At 62.9% G+C, this 18948-nt stretch carries 20 protein-coding genes; 16 read left to right on the forward strand and 4 right to left on the reverse strand.

All coding sequences use genetic code 11. From position 1 onward, the window contains the following. Nucleotides 1–74: 74 nt before the first annotated feature. From mdcA to madM, 9 genes are all read left to right on the forward strand, one after another. On the forward strand, nt 75–1745 hold the full coding sequence (mdcA, locus tag ABTV29_RS01675) for a malonate decarboxylase subunit alpha (protein ID WP_433768544.1): 1671 nt from the start codon (nt 75–77) through the stop codon (nt 1743–1745). After that, nucleotides 1745–2620, forward strand: a complete 876-nt coding sequence (locus tag ABTV29_RS01680; RefSeq protein ID WP_433768546.1) for a triphosphoribosyl-dephospho-CoA synthase — start codon at nt 1745–1747, stop codon at nt 2618–2620. The genes mdcA and ABTV29_RS01680 overlap by 1 nt, the downstream gene beginning before the upstream one ends. A gap of 14 nt (nt 2621–2634) precedes the next feature. Beyond that, nucleotides 2635–2934 (forward strand): malonate decarboxylase subunit delta, encoded by a 300-nt coding sequence (locus tag ABTV29_RS01685; protein WP_433768547.1) that lies wholly within the window; start codon nt 2635–2637, stop codon nt 2932–2934. Further along, nucleotides 2927–3778, forward strand: a complete 852-nt coding sequence (locus ABTV29_RS01690) for a biotin-independent malonate decarboxylase subunit beta (protein WP_433768548.1) — start codon at nt 2927–2929, stop codon at nt 3776–3778. The genes ABTV29_RS01685 and ABTV29_RS01690 overlap by 8 nt, the downstream gene beginning before the upstream one ends. After that, on the forward strand, nt 3775–4578 hold the full coding sequence (mdcE, locus tag ABTV29_RS01695; RefSeq protein WP_433768550.1) for a biotin-independent malonate decarboxylase subunit gamma: 804 nt from the start codon (nt 3775–3777) through the stop codon (nt 4576–4578). Before ABTV29_RS01690 ends, mdcE begins: the two co-directional genes overlap by 4 nt. Next, the gene (locus tag ABTV29_RS01700) at nt 4572–5192 is read left to right on the forward strand and encodes a malonate decarboxylase holo-ACP synthase (protein ID WP_433768551.1); all 621 of its coding nucleotides are present in this window, start codon (nt 4572–4574) and stop codon (nt 5190–5192) included. The genes mdcE and ABTV29_RS01700 overlap by 7 nt, the downstream gene beginning before the upstream one ends. Further along, the gene (gene mdcH / locus ABTV29_RS01705; protein WP_433768552.1) at nt 5189–6100 is read left to right on the forward strand and encodes a malonate decarboxylase subunit epsilon; all 912 of its coding nucleotides are present in this window, start codon (nt 5189–5191) and stop codon (nt 6098–6100) included. Before ABTV29_RS01700 ends, mdcH begins: the two co-directional genes overlap by 4 nt. Before the next feature lie 67 nt (nt 6101–6167). After that, a complete protein-coding gene (madL, locus tag ABTV29_RS01710) occupies nt 6168–6584 on the forward strand; it encodes a malonate transporter subunit MadL (protein WP_433768554.1) in 417 nt (138 codons plus the stop codon). 1 nt (nt 6585) lies between these two features. Then, nucleotides 6586–7350: a malonate transporter subunit MadM gene (gene madM, locus ABTV29_RS01715; protein ID WP_433768556.1), complete on the forward strand. Its 765-nt coding sequence runs from the start codon at nt 6586–6588 to the stop codon at nt 7348–7350. 154 nt (nt 7351–7504) lie between these two features. Here the strand turns inward: madM and ABTV29_RS01720 are convergent, their stop codons facing one another. Further along, nucleotides 7505–8419: a LysR family transcriptional regulator gene (locus ABTV29_RS01720; RefSeq protein WP_433768557.1), complete on the reverse strand. Its 915-nt coding sequence runs from the start codon at nt 8417–8419 to the stop codon at nt 7505–7507. 221 nt (nt 8420–8640) lie between these two features. Here ABTV29_RS01720 and trhA point away from each other — a divergent pair, with 221 nt between their 5' ends. Next, complete coding sequence (gene trhA / locus ABTV29_RS01725) at nt 8641–9258, forward strand: PAQR family membrane homeostasis protein TrhA (protein ID WP_433768558.1); 618 nt, start codon at nt 8641–8643, stop codon at nt 9256–9258. Between the two features lie 127 nt (nt 9259–9385). Here trhA and ABTV29_RS01730 read toward each other — a convergent pair whose 3' ends face one another. Continuing rightward, nucleotides 9386–10303, reverse strand: coding sequence for a LysR family transcriptional regulator (locus ABTV29_RS01730; RefSeq protein WP_433768560.1), 918 nt, complete (start codon nt 10301–10303; stop codon nt 9386–9388). 109 nt (nt 10304–10412) lie between these two features. On the opposite strand from ABTV29_RS01730, the gene ABTV29_RS01735 reads away from it, so the two are divergent. The 3 genes from ABTV29_RS01735 to ABTV29_RS01745 are packed head-to-tail and all read left to right on the forward strand — an operon-like array spanning nt 10413 to nt 12965. Then, nucleotides 10413–11654, forward strand: coding sequence for a D-amino acid dehydrogenase (locus ABTV29_RS01735; RefSeq protein ID WP_433768561.1), 1242 nt, complete (start codon nt 10413–10415; stop codon nt 11652–11654). A 27-nt stretch (nt 11655–11681) separates the two neighbouring features. Next, on the forward strand, nt 11682–12032 hold the full coding sequence (locus tag ABTV29_RS01740) for a RidA family protein (protein ID WP_433768562.1): 351 nt from the start codon (nt 11682–11684) through the stop codon (nt 12030–12032). A 30-nt stretch (nt 12033–12062) separates the two neighbouring features. Then, nucleotides 12063–12965 (forward strand): transporter substrate-binding domain-containing protein, encoded by a 903-nt coding sequence (locus ABTV29_RS01745; protein ID WP_433768564.1) that lies wholly within the window; start codon nt 12063–12065, stop codon nt 12963–12965. 105 nt (nt 12966–13070) lie between these two features. On the opposite strand, the gene ABTV29_RS01750 is transcribed toward ABTV29_RS01745, so the two are convergent. Both ABTV29_RS01750 and ABTV29_RS01755 read right to left on the reverse strand, forming a co-directional pair. Further along, complete coding sequence (locus tag ABTV29_RS01750) at nt 13071–13790, reverse strand: 16S rRNA (uracil(1498)-N(3))-methyltransferase (protein WP_433768565.1); 720 nt, start codon at nt 13788–13790, stop codon at nt 13071–13073. A 138-nt stretch (nt 13791–13928) separates the two neighbouring features. Further along, nucleotides 13929–15335 (reverse strand): adenosylmethionine--8-amino-7-oxononanoate transaminase, encoded by a 1407-nt coding sequence (locus tag ABTV29_RS01755; protein WP_433768567.1) that lies wholly within the window; start codon nt 15333–15335, stop codon nt 13929–13931. 223 nt (nt 15336–15558) lie between these two features. Between ABTV29_RS01755 and ABTV29_RS01760 the strand changes: the two genes are divergently transcribed. From ABTV29_RS01760 to ABTV29_RS01770, 3 genes are all read left to right on the forward strand, one after another. Further along, a complete protein-coding gene (locus tag ABTV29_RS01760) occupies nt 15559–17322 on the forward strand; it encodes a flavin monoamine oxidase family protein (RefSeq protein WP_433768569.1) in 1764 nt (587 codons plus the stop codon). Nucleotides 17323–17597: 275 nt separating this feature from the next. Further along, the gene (locus ABTV29_RS01765; RefSeq protein WP_433768571.1) at nt 17598–18149 is read left to right on the forward strand and encodes a cytochrome b; all 552 of its coding nucleotides are present in this window, start codon (nt 17598–17600) and stop codon (nt 18147–18149) included. Nucleotides 18150–18181: 32 nt separating this feature from the next. Beyond that, nucleotides 18182–18769 carry a YceI family protein gene (locus ABTV29_RS01770; protein WP_433768573.1) on the forward strand — a complete coding sequence of 196 codons (588 nt, stop codon included), beginning with the start codon at nt 18182–18184 and terminating at the stop codon, nt 18767–18769. The last annotated feature ends 179 nt before the right edge of the window (nt 18770–18948 follow it).

Raw genomic sequence — 18948 nt, forward strand, 5'->3', positions numbered from 1 at the left:
CACTGCGCTTGATTGATCCCCCGCACCCAACCCTCCTACTGTGACCCCCACGACAGCGAACCCGTGGAGTGGTCATGACAACAACAATATCCCCCGACTCGCGATGGACGCGGCGGCGCAGCGAAAAGCAGCGGCGTCTGGCGTTGGTCAAGGGCCTTGCCGATGGTGCGGTGTTGCCCACCGAGAACATCGTGGCCGCGCTGGAAGCGTTGATCCTGCCCGGCGACCGAGTGGTGCTCGAAGGCAACAACCAGAAGCAGGCGGATTTTCTTTCCCGCTCGCTGGTCAAGGCCGATCCGGCCAAGCTGCATGACCTGCATATGATCATGCCCAGCGTCGGGCGCTCCGAGCATCTGGATCTGTTCGAACGCGGCATCGCCCGCAAGCTCGACTTTTCCTTCGCCGGCACCCAAAGCCTGCGTATCAGCCAGTTGCTCGAAGACGGCCTGCTGGAAATCGGCGCGATCCACACATACATCGAACTTTATGCGCGGCTGGTGGTGGACCTGATTCCCAACGTGGTGCTCTCGGCCGGTTTCATGGCCGACCGCGCTGGCAACATCTACACCGGGCCCAGCACCGAAGACACTCCAGCATTGATCGAACCGGCGGCCTTCAGCGACGGCATCGTCATCGTCCAGGTCAACCAGTTGGTGGATGACGTCAGCGACCTGCCTCGGGTCGACATCCCCGCGTCCTGGGTCGATTTCGTGGTGGTGGCGGACAAGCCGTTCTACATCGAGCCGCTGTTCACCCGCGACCCACGGCACATCAAGCCGGTGCACGTGTTGATAGCGATGATGGCGATTCGCGGGATCTACGAGAAACACAACGTCCAGTCCCTGAACCACGGCATCGGTTTCAACACCGCCGCCATCGAACTGATCCTGCCCACCTACGGCGAATCCCTCGGCCTGAAAGGCAAGATCTGCCGCAACTGGACTCTCAACCCGCACCCGACATTGATCCCGGCGATCGAAAGCGGCTGGGTCGAAAGCGTGCACTGCTTCGGCACCGAACTGGGGATGGAAAACTACATCGCCGCCCGGCCCGACGTGTTCTTCACCGGGCGCGACGGCTCCCTGCGTTCCAACCGGATGTTCAGCCAGCTGGCCGGGCAATACGCGGTGGACCTGTTCATCGGTGCCACGCTGCAAGTCGATGGCGACGGCCATTCCTCCACCGTGACCCGTGGTCGTCTGGCCGGTTTCGGCGGGGCGCCGAACATGGGCCACGACCCGCGCGGTCGTCGCCACGGCACGCCGGCCTGGCTCGACATGCGCCACACCGATGTCGCCGAGCCGATGCTCGAACGCGGCAAGAAACTGGTGGTGCAAATGGTCGAGACCTTCCAGGAAGGCGGCAAACCGACCTTCGTCGAGACCCTCGATGCCATCGACGTGGCGAAGAAAAGCGGGATGCCGCTGGCGCCGATCATGGTCTACGGCGACGACGTCACCCACCTGTTGACCGAAGAAGGCATCGCCTACCTGTACAAGGCCCGTTCGCTGGAAGAGCGCCAGGCGATGATCGCCGCCGTGGCCGGGGTGACCGCCATCGGCCTGCGCCATAACCCCAAAGACACCGCGCGCATGCGCCGCGAAGGCCTGATCGCCTTGCCCGAAGACTTGGGCATCCGCCGCACCGACGCCACCCGCGAGCTGCTCGCCGCGAAAAGCGTGGCCGATCTGGTGGAGTGGTCCGGTGGCCTCTACAACCCGCCCGCCAAATTCAGGAGCTGGTAATGCACGCATTCAACCTGCAACCGAAAACCCTGACCCTGGCCGAGCGCCTGGCAGACCTGGCGGTGGACGCGCTGATCGACGAAGCGGACCTGTCGCCGAAGCCGGCACTGGTGGACCGTCGCGGTAGCGGCGCCCATACCGATTTGCACCTGGGGCTGATGCACGCTTCGGCGCTGGCCCTGTGGCCGGCGTTCAAGGAAATGGCCGAGGCCGCGATCGAGATTGGCGAGATAGGCCTGCCACTGCGCGAAGCCATTGGCCTGATCGGCCGTGAAGGCGAGCAAGCGATGCTCGCCACCACCGACGGTGTGAACACCCACCGTGGCGCGATCTGGGCCCTGGGTCTGTTGGTGGCTGCCGTGGCCCTTGAGCCCGAGTCCAGCGCTGCCGGTTCCATCGCGTTGCGCGCCGCACGCCTGGCCTTGCTTGATGATCGCCATGCGCCGCGCCCGCTCAGTCACGGCGCACAAGTTGCCCAGCGCTACGGTGCGCGCGGCGCCCGTGAAGAAGCGCAACTGGGCTTCCCGGCGGTGATCGAACGCGCGCTGCCGCAACTGCAACGCAGCCGCGCCGCCGGCCATGGCGAGCAGAACGCCCGGCTCGATGCGCTGCTGGCGATCATGACTCGGCTGGCCGACACCTGCGTGCTGTACCGCGCCGGGGAAGAAGGCCTGCACACCATGCAGCGCGGTGCCCAGGCGGTACTTGATGCGGGCGGCAGTGCCAGCCTCGCCGGGCGTCGTCGACTGCATGAGCTGGACCAACAACTGATCGCCTTGAATGCCTCGCCCGGTGGCGCTGCCGACCTGCTCGCAGCCTGCCTGTTCATCGACCGTATCGGGTCGGGCGACAGCCTCATCCACTGCCTTTCATAAAGGGAAGCTTCTTGATGGAAACCCTGTCTTTTGAATTCCCCGCCGGGCAGCCGCCACGCGGTCGCACACTGGTGGGTTGTGTCGGCTCGGGCGACCTGGAAGTGCTGATCCAGCCCGGCCAACCCGGCAAGCTGACGATCACCGTACAGACCTCGGTCAATGGCAGCGAACAGCGCTGGCAGCACCTGTTCGCGCGGATGTTCGACGGTCAGGTGCCGGCGGCGATGGACATCGATATCCACGATTTCGGCGCCACGCCCGGTGTCGTGCGCCTGCGCCTGGAACAAGGCTTCGAGGAGATCGGCCATGACTGACAGCGCCGCGTTGCTCAACAAGCACAGCTTCATCGAACTGGGTGCGCGGCAACGGGCGAAAGCCCTGCTCGATGCCCGCACCTTTCGTGAATTGATCGATCCGTTTCAGCGGGTCATGTCGCCCTGGTTGTCTCGTCAGGGCGTGGTGCCGCAAGCCGATGACGGCGTGGTGATCGCCAAGGGCAGCATCGACGGTTTGCCGGTGGCGATCGCCGCCATCGAAGGGGCTTTCCAGGGCGGCAGCCTCGGTGAAGTCGGTGGGGCGAAAATTGCCGGCGCGCTGGAACTGGCCGCCGAAGATAACCGCAACGGCATTGCCACCCGCGCCGTACTGCTGCTGGAAACCGGTGGTGTGCGTTTGCAAGAAGCCAACCTTGGGTTGGCGGCGATTGCCGACATCCATGCGGCGATTGTCGAGCTGCGCCAGTACCAACCGGTGGTGGGCGTGATTGCCGGCAGCGTCGGCTGCTTCGGCGGCATGTCGATTGCCGCCGGGTTGTGCAGCTACCTGGTGGTGACCCAGGAAGCGCGCCTGGGTTTGAACGGTCCGCAGGTGATCGAGCAGGAAGCCGGGCTTGAGGAATATGACTCTCGCGACCGCCCCTTCATCTGGAGCCTGACCGGTGGCGAGCAACGCTTCGCCACGGGACTGGTGGATCGCTATGCCGGGGACGACGTCGCGCAGATCCGCCAGCAGGTCAGCGAGTTGTTCAAGCTAGGTCTGCCGGCGCAGCAACGCAGCGCCCAGGCCGATCTGTACCTGCAACGGCTGGCGCAGCTGGATGCCGAACCGCAAATCGAACCGGCCACGGTTCGCGACCTGTATCAAGGAGCGCGCTCATGAGTTCGTATTCCCTTCGCGGCCTGCACTGGTTCAACGCGCTGGCTGCCGATGCCAAGCCTGTTGCTGGTTTGCCGGCCTCGCTGAAAGTGGCCGATGGCTTGTTGGGTGATCAGGCTGCGCGCTTTATCGCCGTGGTGGCCGATCCCGACAACCGTTTCGTCCGTGCCCGCAACGGCGAGGTCGGTCTGCTCGAAGGCTGGGGCCTGGCCAAGGCGGTGGATGAAGTGATCACCGCCGACCGGGACAAACCGCACAAACGCGCGCTGATCGCCATCGTCGATGTGCCGAGCCAGGCTTACGGTCGTCGCGAAGAAGCCCTCGGCATTCATCAGGCGCTGGCAGCAGCGGCGGACAGCTATGCCCGCGCGCGTCTGGCCGGGCATGCCGTGATCGGGTTGCTGGTGGGCAAGGCCATGTCCGGGGCGTTTCTGGCGCACGGGTATCAGGCCAATCGCCTCATCGCCCTGCGCGATCCGGGAGTGATGGTGCATGCCATGGGCAAGGCCTCGGCGGCGCGGGTGACCCTGCGCAGTGTCGAGGAACTGGAAACCCTGGCCGCCAGCGTGCCGCCGATGGCCTATGACATCGACAGCTATGCCAGCCTCGGCTTGCTCTGGGAAACCCTGTCGGTGGAACAGATCGAAACGCCAACCGTCGCTGATGTCAGCCGCGTGACCGAGTGCCTGATTCAGGCGATAGGCGATGTCGCCGGCAGCGGCCGTGACCTGAGCAGCCGCTTGGGTGCCAGCAACCGCGCGGCGTCGAGCCATGTTCGCCAATTGCTGAGAGAGCAGTGGTGAGCACGCTCATGGCCCATGACCTGCTCTGGGGAATGTCCCCGGAGCAGCTGCCGGCGGATGCGCCTGCCTGGGTGATCGAGTCGATCAGCCAGGGCCAGCCGGTGGTGGTGCGGCGTGCCGTGTCGACGCCGGGGCAGGTGGCAGTCGGCGTGCGTGGGCGTTTGCGTGAGCAGCGTTACGCAGCGTCTATGGCGATCGATTCGGTGTCGCGCCGGGTGCAGCCGGAACAGCTGTGTCATGTCGACATCGACCGGGATTTGCCGGCCGTACGGGCGCTCAAGCAATTGCGTCCGATGCTCGACCATTGCGGTTGGACATGGGGTGTCAGCGGCAGTGCCGGGTTTGAATTGGCCAGTGGTTTTGCAGCGCTCCACGAAGGCAGCGACCTGGATCTGATTCTGCGTGTTCCACAGCCAATGCCCCGTGCCCAGGCACAGGCGCTGGTGGCGCGGCTCGATGGGGCGGCGTGCGTGGTGGACATGCAATTGCAAACCCCGTTCGGTGCCGTGGCCTTGCGCGAGTGGGCCGGTTCTTCGAGTCGCGTGCTGCTGAAAAACGCCCGTGAAGCCTGTCTGGTACTCGATCCATGGAACCCGCAGGAGCAAGCAGCGTGAGCAGCTTGTTGGTGTTTCCGGGGCAGGGTGCGCAGCAGCCGGGCATGCTCCAGCGTGTGTCGCGTGAAACCCTGAACGAGGCCAGCGATGTACTCGGTGAAGACGTCTCGCGGCTGGATTCTGCCCAGGCATTGCAATCGACGCGGGCGGTGCAGCTGTGCCTGTTGATCGCGGGGGTGGCGGCTGCGCGGCAGCTGGCGATGCCGGCGGATTACGTCGCCGGGTTGTCCATCGGCGCTTATCCGGCGGCGGTGGTGGCCGGCGCCCTGGGTTTCAGCGATGCGCTGCATCTGGTCAGCCTGCGTGGCGAGCTGATGCAGCAGGCTTATCCACAGGGCTATGGCATGACCGCGATCACCGGGCTCGAACTGGCGACGGTGGAGGCTTTGCTGGCGCAGGTTCACCGCGAGGATTCACCGGTTTACCTGGCGAACATTAACGCCGATAACCAGGTGGTGATCGCCGGCAGCGACGGCGCGATGAAGGCGGTGGCGGATCTGGCGCGAAGCCGCGGTGCCGGCCTGGCCAAGCGTCTGGCAGTGAGTGTGCCGTCGCACTGTCCGCTGCTGGAAACGCCCGCGAAAACCCTGGCCGAAGCGTTCGCCCGCGTGACGCTGCAAACCCCGAAAATCGGCTACCTGAGTGGCAGTCGCGCACGGCCGATCATCAACACTGAAGCCTTGCGCGACGACCTGGCTTTCAACATGTGCCGCGTGGTGGATTGGCGCGGCACCGTACAAAGCGCTTATGAGCGCGGCGTACGTCTACACATCGAACTGCCGCCCGGTGCGGTGCTGACCGGGCTGGCGCGCCGGGTGTTCGAGCAAGGGACCGTGATGGCTTTCGACGGTGCCCGGCTCGATACCCTGCAGGCGCTGTTGCGTGAGGAGGGTAGCCGCCAACCCTAGACCACCCGACTTAAGGCCTTCGAACAACAAAAACAACATTCGACGATGCACTTTGAGGACAACAACAATGATTATTTACGGTGTGGCGCTGTTGGCGATTTGTACGCTGGCAGGGGTGATCATGGGTGACATGCTCGGCGTGTTACTGGGCGTCAAATCCAACGTCGGCGGGGTCGGGATCGCGATGATCCTGCTGATCTGTGCGCGGCTGTGGATGCACAAGCGCGGTGGCATGACCAAGGATTGCGAGATGGGCGTCGGCTTCTGGGGCGCCATGTACATTCCGGTGGTGGTGGCGATGGCGGCCCAGCAGAACGTGGTCACGGCCCTGCACGGCGGCCCGGTGGCGGTGCTGGCGGCGATCGGTTCGGTGGTGGTCTGCGGTTGCACCATTGCCTTGATCAGCCGGACCCACAAGGGCGATCCCTTGCCCGATGAGCCGGAGCCAGTAACCCCGGTCGCCGCGCCAGCAGGAGGTCGCTGATATGTGGGATCTCATCGAGAAAGGTCTTGAACATAACGGTCTGGTCACTGCATTCGCCTTCGTCGGCGTGATCATGTGGGTGTCGGTCATTCTGTCGAAACGCCTGACTTTCGGGCGAATCCACGGCTCGGCGATTGCCATCGTCATCGGCCTGGTGCTGGCCTGGGTCGGCGGCACCCTGACCGGCGGGCAAAAAGGCCTGGCGGACCTGACGCTGTTCTCCGGCATCGGTTTGATGGGCGGCGCCATGCTGCGGGACTTCGCCATCGTCGCTACGGCGTTCGAAGTGCAGGCCACCGAAGCGAAAAAGGCCGGGTTGATCGGCGTGATCGCGCTGCTGCTGGGCACGGTGCTGCCGTTCATTGTCGGGGCATGCATGGCCTGGGCGTTCGGTTATCGCGACGCGATCAGCATGACCACCATCGGCGCGGGCGCGGTGACTTACATCGTGGGGCCGGTGACCGGCGCGGCGATTGGCGCGAGCTCGGATGTGATGGCGCTGTCGATTGCCACGGGTCTGATCAAGGCGATTCTGGTAATGGTCGGCACACCGGTGGCGGCGCGCTGGATGGGCCTGGATAACCCACGGTCTGCGATGGTGTTCGGTGGCCTGGCCGGGACTGTTAGCGGGGTGACAGCGGGCCTGGCGGCGACGGATCGGCGGCTGGTGCCTTATGGGGCGTTGACGGCGACCTTCCATACCGGGCTTGGGTGCTTGCTGGGGCCTTCGGTGTTGTACTTCATTGTTCGCGGGATTGTTGGCTGATCCGGTAACTGTTTTTTGTGGCGAGGGAGCTTGCTCCCGCTGGGCTGCGCAGCAGCCCCAAGATCTACCACTGGGGTGTATCAGTTAAATCCGGTGGCCTGATTTTGCGGGTGCTGCGCACCCGAGCGGGAGCAAGCTCCCTCGCCACAACGTTTCAAGCCTGCCGATTGGCATACATCCGACACTCAGCCAGCAACGCCAGCAAGTTCGGATCCCTCTCCTTGGCCTTGAGAAACACCACGCCAATGTGCTGCTGCAACCGGTACTGTTCCTGCAACGGAATCAGCTTCACCCGGTTCTCGTACACCGCAGCGATCCTTCCTGGCAGCAACGCATAACCCACACCTGAACTGACCATGCTCAGCAGGGTGAAGATGTCATTGACCTGCATCGCCACCTTCGGCTCGAACCCCGCCTGGCTGAACACCCGATTGCCGTCCTGATGTGTGGCGAAGCCCTGGGTCAGGGTGATGAAGGTTTCGTCGCGTACTTCCGCCAGATCCACTTCTCGGCGATGGGCAAACTTCGAGTCGGCCGGGGTGGCCAGGAAGATGTCGTCGGAAAACAGCGGGAGATGCTCCAGGTCCGGGTCGTTGATGCTGTCGTCCAGGGACACCAGGATCGCATCGACTTCCATGTTCTTGAGCTTGTACAGCAGGTCGAAGTTAGAGCCGAGAATCAGGTCGATGTTGAGTTCGCTGCGGCGGATTTTCAGGCCCATGATCAGTTGCGGCACGGTCTTCACCGTCAGCGAATACAGGGAACCCAGCTTGAAGCGCTCGGCGGAAAACCCCGCGGCTTCGCGAGTCAGGCGCACGCTTTCGACCACGTCATGAATCAGCTTCTGCGCCCGCTCTTCCAGCACATAGGCGCTTTCCAGCGGCGTCAGGTTGCGGCCTTCGTGCTTGAACAGCGGGCAGCGCAGGGCGCTTTCCAGGGAGTGGATCGCGCGGTGCACGCTGACGTTGCTGGTCTGCAACTCGGCGGCCGCGCGGGCCAGGTTGCCGGTGCGCATGAAGGCGAGGAACACCTCGAGCTTTTTCAGGGTCAACTCTTCGTCGATCAGCATGGGGCGGACTCTTTTTGGAATGATCCGATTGTGCCCTTTAAACGCGGACCTTTGTAGGAGCTGAGCTTGCTCGCGATGGCGGTGTTTTTGTCAGTATTGAGTTGTCTGTCACACCGCCATCGCGAGCAAGCTCAGCTCCTACAGGGGAGGGCGTTGTTTCTGAAACATTGCGCTTTTAGGCTTGATGCCTGAGCCTTGCGATTTCGAGGGGTAGGCAACCGATGTATCACGGGGAAAAACTGAACGCCTGGACGCATCTGGTCGGGGCGGTGGCGGCGTTTGTCGGCGGGGTGTGGCTGATCGTTGTCGCCAGCCTCGACGGCAGTCCGTGGAAGATCGTCAGCATGGCGATCTACGCCTTTACCTTGCTGGTGCTGTACAGCGCTTCGACCGTGTACCACAGCGTGCGCGGGCGCAAGAAAGCGATCATGCAGAAGGTCGATCACTTCTCGATCTACCTGTTGATCGCCGGCAGCTACACACCGTTCTGCCTGGTCACGCTGCGCGGGCCTTGGGGCTGGACGCTGTTCGGGATCGTCTGGGGGTTGGCGCTGATCGGCATCCTGCAGGAAATCAAACCGCGCTCGGAAGCGCGGATTCTGTCGATCGTGATTTACGCGGTGATGGGCTGGATTGTGCTGGTGGCGGTCAAGCCATTGCTCGCCGCGCTGGGCGCCGCCGGTTTTACCTGGTTGGCGCTGGGTGGTGTGTTTTACACCGTGGGCATCATCTTTTTTGCCCTCGACGACCGTTTGCGTCATGCCCACGGGATCTGGCATTTGTTCGTGATTGCCGGGAGTCTGCTGCACTTTGTGGCGATTTGGTTTTATGTCCTCTGAGGCAGGCTGTGACTTCCCTTGTAGGAGCGAGCCTGCTCGCGATTGCGGTGGATCAGTCAATGGTGATGTCGGCTGAACTGACGCCTTCGCGAGCAGGCTCGCTCCTACAGTTGTTTTGTGATCATGTTCAAGAGGGGCTTGGGATCAGGCGATCCAGTTGTTCCTGAGCCCGGCGACTGAAGATCTGCAACAGGTCGTTCAGCGTATGGGGCGGCGGTTCGCTCGCGCGGGTCACGGCGTATAGGGTGATGGGCAGCGGCGGTGCCAGGGGACGGATGGTCGTTGCCGAGGGAGACGCACCGAGGGCCGTGAACGGGTCGATCACTGCCAGCCCGGCGCCGGACTCCACCATCGCCCGCGCCAGTGAATAGGTCTGTACGGCGATTCGCACCCGGGGTGGAGGCTCGACCGCTTCGAGGTAACTGTCCAGTCGCGCGGCCAAAGGGTCGGCGCTCGATAATCCAATCAACGGCGCACCCGCCAACGCCATCAGCGGCAGCGGCTGGCCGATCTCTTCGGCCGGCCAATGACCCTTGGGCGCCAGCGCCACCAGCACACCAGAAGCCAGGGCCTGGGCCTTGAGCCCCGGATGGTCCGGTCGCTGCAACGTCAGGGCGACATCCACTTCGCGCATCAGCAGGTTCTGCACCAACTCGCGGCTATGGGCGCTGGACAATTCGCAGGCAATGTCCGGGTAGCGCCCGGTCCACTCGTGAATGGCCGGCGGCAGCAGCGACAGGGCCAGTGCCGGGGTGGCGCCGACGCGCAGGCTGTGGCCCGGTTCACGGCGCAGGCTTTGCGCCAGGCGCCGCACACCTTGCAGGCTCTCGCTGACCTTATCGACCTCACGTTCCAGTTCCAGCGCTTCGGGCGTGGCCTGCAGCTTGCCGCGAACCCGCAGGAACAGCGGAAAACCCAACTGCTGCTCGGCGTGCTGCAACACCTTGGTCACCGCCGGCTGGGAGACGTGCAGCAACTGCGCGGCGGCGCTGATCGACCCGGTCTGGCGGATCGCCTGGAAAATCTCGATGTGACGAAGGCGCATGGCGAGTCCATAACCTTTGTTTATGGGTTGGCCATCTTTATTCATTGTTCGCCGCCTGTCACCTGGCTCTAACCTCGGCCTGGTCTTCACCACGGTATTAAGGACGGACATGGCTCAGCGTGTGTGCATCATCGGCGGCGGCGTGATTGGACTGGCAACGGCCTATGCGCTGGTGCGCGACGGCTTCGATGTGACGGTGATCGAAGCCCGGGACTCGCTGGGCAGCCAGACCAGTTTCGCCAATGGCGGCCAGCTCTCCTACCGCTACGTTGCACCGCTGGCCGACGCCGGTGTGCCGCTGCAGGCCATTGGCTGGATGCTGCGCGGCGATTCGCCGTTGAAGCTGCGTCCGCGCCTGGACCTTGCGCAGTGGCGGTGGATGGCCTCATTCCTCGCCGCGTGCCGCAGCTCGGTCAACCGGGAAAACGCAGCGCATCTGTTGCGCCTGGCGCTGCTGAGTCAGGAGACGCTCAAGCACTGGCGCGAAGACGATGGGCTGGCCGGCTTCCAGTGGCGACGCAACGGCAAGCTGGTGACCTTCCGCAGCCCCGACAGCTTCGAGCATGCGCGCAACAAGCTGGCCGACCCACAACAACAGCAGGTGTTGTCGGCTGCCGAGTGCGCGCAGCTTGAACCGGCACTGGCCGAGGGCACTTTTGCGGGCGGGATTTATACCCCGGACGAAGAGGTCGGCGATTGCCACGCCTTCTGCCAACTGCTGTCCGCTCGGCTGACGGCTTCCGGGCGCTGTGAGTGGCGGATGGGGCAATCGGTGACCGGCATTCGCCACGCCAATGGCAGCGTCAATGCCATCGAACTGGGCGAACAGGTGCTGACTGTCGATCAACTGGTGATCGCCGCCGGCCACCGCAGCCCACTGCTCAATCTCCCTGGTCTGCATCTGCCGCTGTACCCGCTCAAGGGCTACAGCCTGACCGTGCCGATTGGCGCCGGCCAACGGGCGCCGGAGGTGAGTATCACCGACTATGACCGCAAGATCGTCTACGCCCGCATCGGCGAGCAATTGCGGGTGGCGGCGATGGTCGACATCGTCGGCTTCGACCCCGCCGTAGACCCCAAGCGCCTGGCGCTGATCAAGCGCCAGGCCCGCGACACCTTTCCCGATGCCGGCGACTACGATGCCGCCGTGGAATGGGCCGGCATGCGCCCGGCGACGCCCAGCGGTGTGCCGCTGCTGGGGGCCACGGCGTATCGCAACCTGTGGCTCAACCTCGGCCACGGCGCACTGGGCTTCACCCTCGCGTGCGGCAGTGGACGCTTGCTCAGCGAGCTGATTGGCCAGCGCCAACCTTCCATCGACCTGCACGGATTCAATCACCGTGCCGCGTGAATTCCCGTCTCACAAGAGGACTCAGTCATGACCCTTCAACGTCTGCACAGCAACCCGCGCCTGTCTGGCGCCGTGACCTTCGGCGACCTGGTATTTCTCTCCGGCCAGGTGCCGGGCGACGCCCCGGATGCCGGTGGCCAGACCCGCGAAGTGCTGGCAAAGATCGACGCCTTGCTGGCTGAGGCCGGCAGCGACAAGGATCACCTGCTCAGCGCGACCATTTACCTGAAAAACATCACCGAGGATTTTGCCGCGATGAACGAGGTCTGGTCGGCCTGGCTATCGCCGGGGCAGGCCCCCAGCCGGACTACGGTGCAGGCCGAATTGGCGCGACCGCAGGTGCTGGTGGAGATCACCGTCATCGCGGCACGCATCTGAAATTTCCAACACCCACAACGGAGAATAACAATGCAAAAAATCACGTTGCTCGCCTGCACCCTCGGGCTCCTGCTCGGCAGTCAGGTCCAGGCCAATGAGGCGCCGCTGACCGGCACCCTGGGCAAGATCGCCAGTAGCCATAGCATCACCCTGGGGTATCGCGATGCGTCGGTGCCGTTCTCTTACGTGGGGGATCAAAGCGGCAAGCCGATGGGCTATTCGGTGGATCTGGCAGGCAAGATCGTCGAGCGTATCCAGCAGCAACTGGCGCTGCCGGATCTGAAGGTGAAGTACAACCTGGTGACCTCGCAGACGCGCATTCCGTTGGTGCAGAACGGCACGGTGGACCTGGAATGCGGCTCCACCGGCGTGACCGCCGAGCGCCAGAAGCAAGTGGCGTTCTCCTACGGTTTCATCTACGTCAAAGGCCAGTTGCTGACCGCCAGGGACAGCGGCATCAAGAGCTTCGCCGACCTGCGCGGCAAGAATGTGGTGACCACCGCGGGCACCACCAACGAGCGCTTCCTGAAAAGCTACAACGTCGATAACAAGATCGACATGTTCGTGATCAGCGCCAAGGACCACGGCGAGGCATTCCAGATGTTGCAATCGGGTCGCGCGGCGGCGTTCTACATGGATGACGCGCTGCTCTACGGCGAGCGCGCCAAGGCCCATGATCCGCACAAGTGGGTAGTGGTCGGGGAGGAGCAGTCGCGGGAGATCTACAGCTGCATGGTGCGCAAGGACGATCCGCAGTTCCTCGCGCTGGTCAACGGCGCGCTGAGTGACCTGTACAGCTCAGGCGAGATCAACGGCATTTACCAACGCTGGTTCGAACAGCCGATTCCACCAAAAGGCCTGAACCTGGAATTTCCGATGACCAGCGAGCTGAAGGCGATCATCGCCAAACCGGTGAGTGATCCGGTGCAGTAGTTATCTGCGGTGTTGCTGTAGACCGCGCCGCGGCCATCGCGAGCAGGCTCGCTCCCACATTTGAAATGCGTTCCCTGTGGGAGCGAGCCTGCTCGCGATAGGGCCCTAGAAATCACCCCAAAGCTGTTGGGCTACAGATAGCGCCACAACCGGCGCGGTTTCTGTGCGCAGTACTCGCGGCCCAAGGCGTGCCGCGTGGAATCCGGCGCCTTTGGCCTGCTCGACTTCCGCATCCGACAACCCACCCTCCGGACCAATCAGGAAGGCCAGGCTCGATGGCTTGGCATGACTGACCAACGGCTCGGCCACCGGGTGCAGCACCAGCTTGAGGTCCGCATTGGCGTGCTTCAGCCAATCCGCCAGCAACACCGGCGGATGAATCACCGGCACCCGCGAGCGGCCACACTGTTCGCAGGCGCTGATCGCCACCTGGCGCCAGTGCAGCAGGCGTTTGTCGGCGCGTTCGTCCTTCAGGCGCACTTCACAGCGCTCGCTGAAGATCGGAGTGATTTCGCTGACGCCCAATTCGGTGGCTTTCTGGATCGCCCAATCCATCCGCTCGCCACGGGACAGCCCCTGGCCGAGATGAATCTGCAACGGCGATTCGACCTGGCCGGCGAAGCTTTCATCGATCTGTACCACGACGCGCTTCTTGCCGACTTCGACCAGCCTGGCCCTGAACTCGTGACCTGAGCCGTCGAACAGCTGCAGCGCATCGCCCTCGGCCATGCGCAGCACCCGGCCGATGTAGTGGGCCTGGGCCTCAGGCAGTTCGTGCTCGCCAGTGCTCAGGGGGGCGTCGATAAAGAAGCGGGACAGTCTCATTTCTGGTCTCTGCAAAGGTGTGAATCATTTGAATCGGTGTTGACTGCAATCGCGAGCAGGCTCGCTCCCACAGGTATTGCGCTGTCCCTGTGGGAGCGAGCCTGCTCGCGATGGGGCCGGCCCGAACACCACAGAAACTCAGCCCGGATCACGGAAACCCGGGTGAAAGTCCTTCGGCACCGCCACGCTCACGCTATCGCGGGTGGCAATGTCGATGCCTTCGCTGGCCACCTCGGCCAGGAAATCGATCTGCTCCGGAGTGATCACATAGGGCGGCAGGAAATACACCACGCTGCCCAGCGGCCGGAGCAAGGCACCGCGTTCCAGCGCATGCTGGAAAACTTTCAGGCCCCGGCGCTCCTGCCACGGATAGGCCTCTTTAGTGGCCTTGTCCTTGACCATCTCGATCGCCAGCACCATGCCGGTCTGGCGAATCTCGGAAACGTTCGAATGCTCGGCCAGATGCGCCGTGGAGGAGGCCATGCGCGCGGCCAGGGCCTTGTTGTTCTCGATGACCTTGTCTTCTTCGAAGATATCCAGCGTCGCCAACGCCGCCGCGCACGCCAGCGGGTTGCCGGTGTAGCTGTGGGAGTGCAGGAAGGCGCGCAGGGTCGGGTAATCGTCGTAGAAGGCGCTGTAGACCTCGTCTGTGGTCAGGCACGCCGCCAGCGGCAGGTAGCCGCCGGTCAGGGCCTTGGACAGGCACAGGAAATCCGGGCGGATGCCGGCCTGTTCGCAGGCGAACATGGTCCCGGTACGACCGAAGCCCACGGCGATTTCGTCGTGGATCAGGTGCACGCCATAGCGGTCGCAGGCTTCGCGCAGCAGCTTGAGGTAAACCGGGTGGTACATGCGCATGCCGCCAGCGCCCTGGATCAGCGGCTCGACGATCACCGCCGCGACCGTGTCGTGGTGCTCGGCCAGGGTCTGTTCCATGGCGGCGAACATGTTGCGCGAGTGCTCTTCCCAGCTCATGCCCTCGGGGCGCAGGTAGCAGTCCGGGCTCGGCACCTTGATGGTGTCCATCAACAGCGCTTTGTAGGTTTCGGTGAACAGCGGCACGTCGCCCACCGACATCGCCGCCATGGTTTCGCCGTGGTAGCTGTTGGTCAGGGTGACAAAGCGCTTCTTGTTCGGCTGGCCGCGGTTGAGCCAGTAGTGAAAGCTCATTTTCAGCGCGACTTCGATGCACGACGAGCCGTTATCGGCGTAGAACACCCGGTTCAGGCCTTGCGGCGTCATCTTCACCAGGCGCTCGGACAATTCGATCACCGGTTGATGGCTGAAGCCGGCGAGGATCACGTGTTCCAGCTGATCGACCTGATCCTTGATGCGCTGGTTGATCCGCGGGTTGGCGTGACCGAACACGTTGACCCACCAGGAACTGACGGCATCGAGGTAGCGCTTGCCTTCGAAATCCTCCAGCCAGACGCCTTCACCGCGCTTGATCGGGATCAGCGGCAGCTGTTCGTGGTCTTTCATCTGGGTGCAGGGATGCCACAACACTGCGAGATCGCGTTGCATCCACTGATTATTCAGGCCCATTTTCACTCTCCTCGAGGCTGTCCGTGACACAGGCGGACATACAGTCGCGCAAGCCTATGCAATGCGTGCCCTGCGGACAACCCATTGTGTCGATTGAGCTACTTTGCATCGGGCGATAGACGTTGCTGGCGAGCGTCTGAAGCCTGACGTATCCTTCGCGCTTCTTTGAGCCGCCTGGCTCGCAAAACCGTTATTTCCCATGTGTTTTTCCGGAGTTCGCTGAATGTCTGTCGGTTGGCTGCGCGCCTGTGCGCTGGTGATGTTGGGGCTGTTCAGCGTGTCTGCGCTGGCCAAGGATAAAACCGCGATTGTCGTCGGTGGCGGGGTCGCGGGCCTCACGGCTGCCTATGAACTGCAAAACAAGGGCTGGCAGGTCACGCTGCTGGAAGCCAAGCCGAGCCTGGGCGGACGTTCGGGCATGGCCACCAGCGAGTGGATCGGCAACGACAAGACCCAGCCGGTGTTGAACAAGTACGTATCGACCTTCAAGCTGAGCACCACGCCGGCTCCGGAGTTCGTGCGGACCCCGGGCTACCTGATCGACGGCGTGTACTACAGCGCTGCCGACCTGGCCACCAAGGACCCGGTCACCGCGGACGCGCTCAAGCGCTACGAGAAAACCCTCGATGACTTGGCTCGCTCGATCGAAGATCCGCTGAACCCGGCGGCCAACAACACGTTGCACGCCCTGGACCAGATCAACGTGTCCGGCTGGCTCGACAAGCAGAACCTGCCGCCGACCGCGCGCCAGTTGATCAACCAGCAGATCCGTACCCGCTACGACGAACCTTCGCGCCTCTCGCTGCTGTACTTCGCCCAGCAGAGCCGCGTCAACCGTGGCGTCTCTGACCGCGACCTGCGCGCTTCGCGTCTGGTTGGCGGCAGTGCGGTGCTGGCCCAGGCCTTCGTCAAGCAGCTGAAAACCATCAAGACCGATTCCCCGGTCTCGGCCATCATCCAGGACAAGGACGGTGTCACCGTCAAGGCCGGCAGCGTCGGCTATCAGGCGGACTACGTAGTCCTGGCTGTGCCGTTGCGCGCTCTGAACAAGATCCAGATGACCCCGGCGCTGGACGCCCAGCACCTGGCCGCGATCAAGGGCACCAACTACGGCTGGCGCGACCAGATCATGCTGAAGTTCAAGACGCCAGTGTGGGAAAGCAAGGCGCGCATGTCGGGCGAGATCTACAGCAACACCGGTCTGGGCATGTTGTGGATCGAACCGGCCCTGAAGGGCGGCGCCAATGTGGTGATCAACCTGTCGGGCGACAACGCGCGTGTGATGCAGGCCTTCGGCGACAAGCAGATGGTCGATCAGGTACTGATCCGCCTGCACACGTTTTATCCACAGGCGCGCGGTTCGTTCACCGGCTATGAAATCCGCCGATACAGCACCGACCCATCGACCGGTGGCGCCTACCTGGCCTTCGGTCCGGGCCAGATCAGCAAGTTCTGGCGCTTGTGGGAACGTCCGATCCAGCGCGTAACCTTTGCCGGCGAACACACTGACACCCTGTACCCGGGCACCCTGGAAGGCGCGCTGCGCAGCGGCCAGCGTGCGGCCGGTCAGGTTGAAGACCTGGCGGCGGGCAAGTCGTTCGAGCCGGCGAAAGTGGTTCCTGCGGCTGCTGCGGTGGCTGGCGCGGGTGCCGTGGCGGCGAAGAAGGGCAACTTCTTCACCAACCTGTTCGGTGGTTCGGATGACGAGAAGAAGCCGGAACCGGTCAAGGCGCCAGAGCCGGTAGCTCCGGTTGCTCCAGCACCTGCCCCGGCTCCGGCTCCTGCCCCTGCTCCGGTCGAGGCACCGAAGCCTGCGGCACCGGTGAAGGCCGAGCCCGCCAAGAAAGCTCCAGCCAAGGCGCCGGCGAAAAAGCCGGCAGCCAAGACCGAAGCGAAAAAGGCCCCGGCCAAGGCTCCGGCAAAAAAGACTGAACCGGCGAAGAAGCCAGCGGCCAAACCGGCGGCGACCACTGAGACCAAGGCTTAGTAACGTTCAGGTGTAAAAAAAGCGCGGCCCGAGGGTCGCGCTTTTTTTTGCCTTGCCTACCGCCTTCCCAGGCAAACCCGCGAAGAAGGGCGGTTTGGCCACGACAAAATTCCGGCTTGGCGCTAACACCTCGTCAAACTTTCGCCTTTAATCTTTCCTTAACTCACTCATTTCAGACTCTTGATCGCATTTCTCGATATTTCAAAGCGAAATTTTCGGCTTTAATTCGATAGGTAAATCGATAGTCTTGGCCCAGCACTTACAGGAACCCGGCAATGCAGCTACGTAACTCTACATCCCGCTACGGCTGGATCAGCATCTTCATGCACTGGGGCGTGGCCTTGGCCGTATTCGGTCTGTTCGGCCTTGGGCTGTGGATGGTCGATCTCGGCTACTACGATCCGTGGCGCAAGGCAGGTCCGGATCTGCACAAGAGCATCGGTCTGATTCTGCTTGCGGTCATGGTGCTGCGGGTGTTGTGGCGCTTCATCAGCCCACCGCCGCCAACCCTGGCCAGCTATAGCCCCATGACCCGGCTGGGCGCCAAGTTCGGCCATATTTTCCTGTACCTGTGTCTGTTCGCTGTAATGATTGCCGGTTACCTGATTTCCACCGCAGAAGGTGTCGGGATACCGGTGTTTGACTGGTTTGAAGTGCCTGCGCTGGTTTCCGGACTACCGGACCAGGCGGACAACGCCGGTGTGATTCATCTCTATCTGGCGTGGGCGCTGGTGATTTTTTCCGGCCTCCATGCGTTGGCAGCACTGAAGCACCACTTTATCGACCGCGATGTGACCCTCAAGCGCATGCTGGGTCGCAAAGCCTGAAGTTCAACCTCGACTCCAAAGGAAAACAAAGTATGTTGAAAAAGACTCTGGCCGCTCTGGCAATCGGTTCGGCGCTGTTCGCCGCCGGCAATGCAATGGCCGCCGACTACGTGGTCGACAAGCAAGGCCAGCACGCCTTCGTTAACTTCAAGATCAGCCACCTGGGCTACAGCTACATCACCGGTACTTTCAAGGACATCGACGGCAAGTTCAATTTCGACGCTGCCAAGCCTGAAGACAGCAAGATCGAGTTCAACGTCAACACTGCCAGCGTGTTCACCAACAACGCCGAACGTGACAAGCACATCTCCAGCAAAGACTTCCTGAACGGCACCAAAGCGACGTTCGTTTCCACCAGCGTCAAGCCAACCGGCAAAAACGCCGCAGGCAAAGACACTGCTGACGTGGCTGGTGACCTGACCATCCTGGGCGTGACCAAGCCGATCGTGGTCAAGGCCACTTTCGTGGGTGAAGGCAAGGATCCATGGGGCGGCTACCGTGCCGGCTTCGAGGGTACTTTCAGCCTGAAGCGCTCTGATTTCGGCAAGATGATGGACCTGGGTCCACAGTCCGACGCGGTCGACATGTACGTTTCGTTTGAAGGTGTCAAAGCGAAGTAATTTTCGCGCCTGACAAAAAACGCCCGCGCTCTCCGAGCGCGGGCGTTTTTTATTGCGCGCCGAAACCTGTAGGAGCAAAGCTTGCTCGCGATGGGCGCACCTCGGTTTCTGTTGTGTCCCCGAAGACACCATCGCGGGCAAGCCTTGCTCCTACAGGTTATTGGTGACCCATAAAAAAT

This window comes from Pseudomonas putida (genome assembly GCF_050989985.1).
Classification (GTDB): Bacteria; Pseudomonadota; Gammaproteobacteria; order Pseudomonadales; family Pseudomonadaceae; genus Aquipseudomonas; species Aquipseudomonas putida_AI.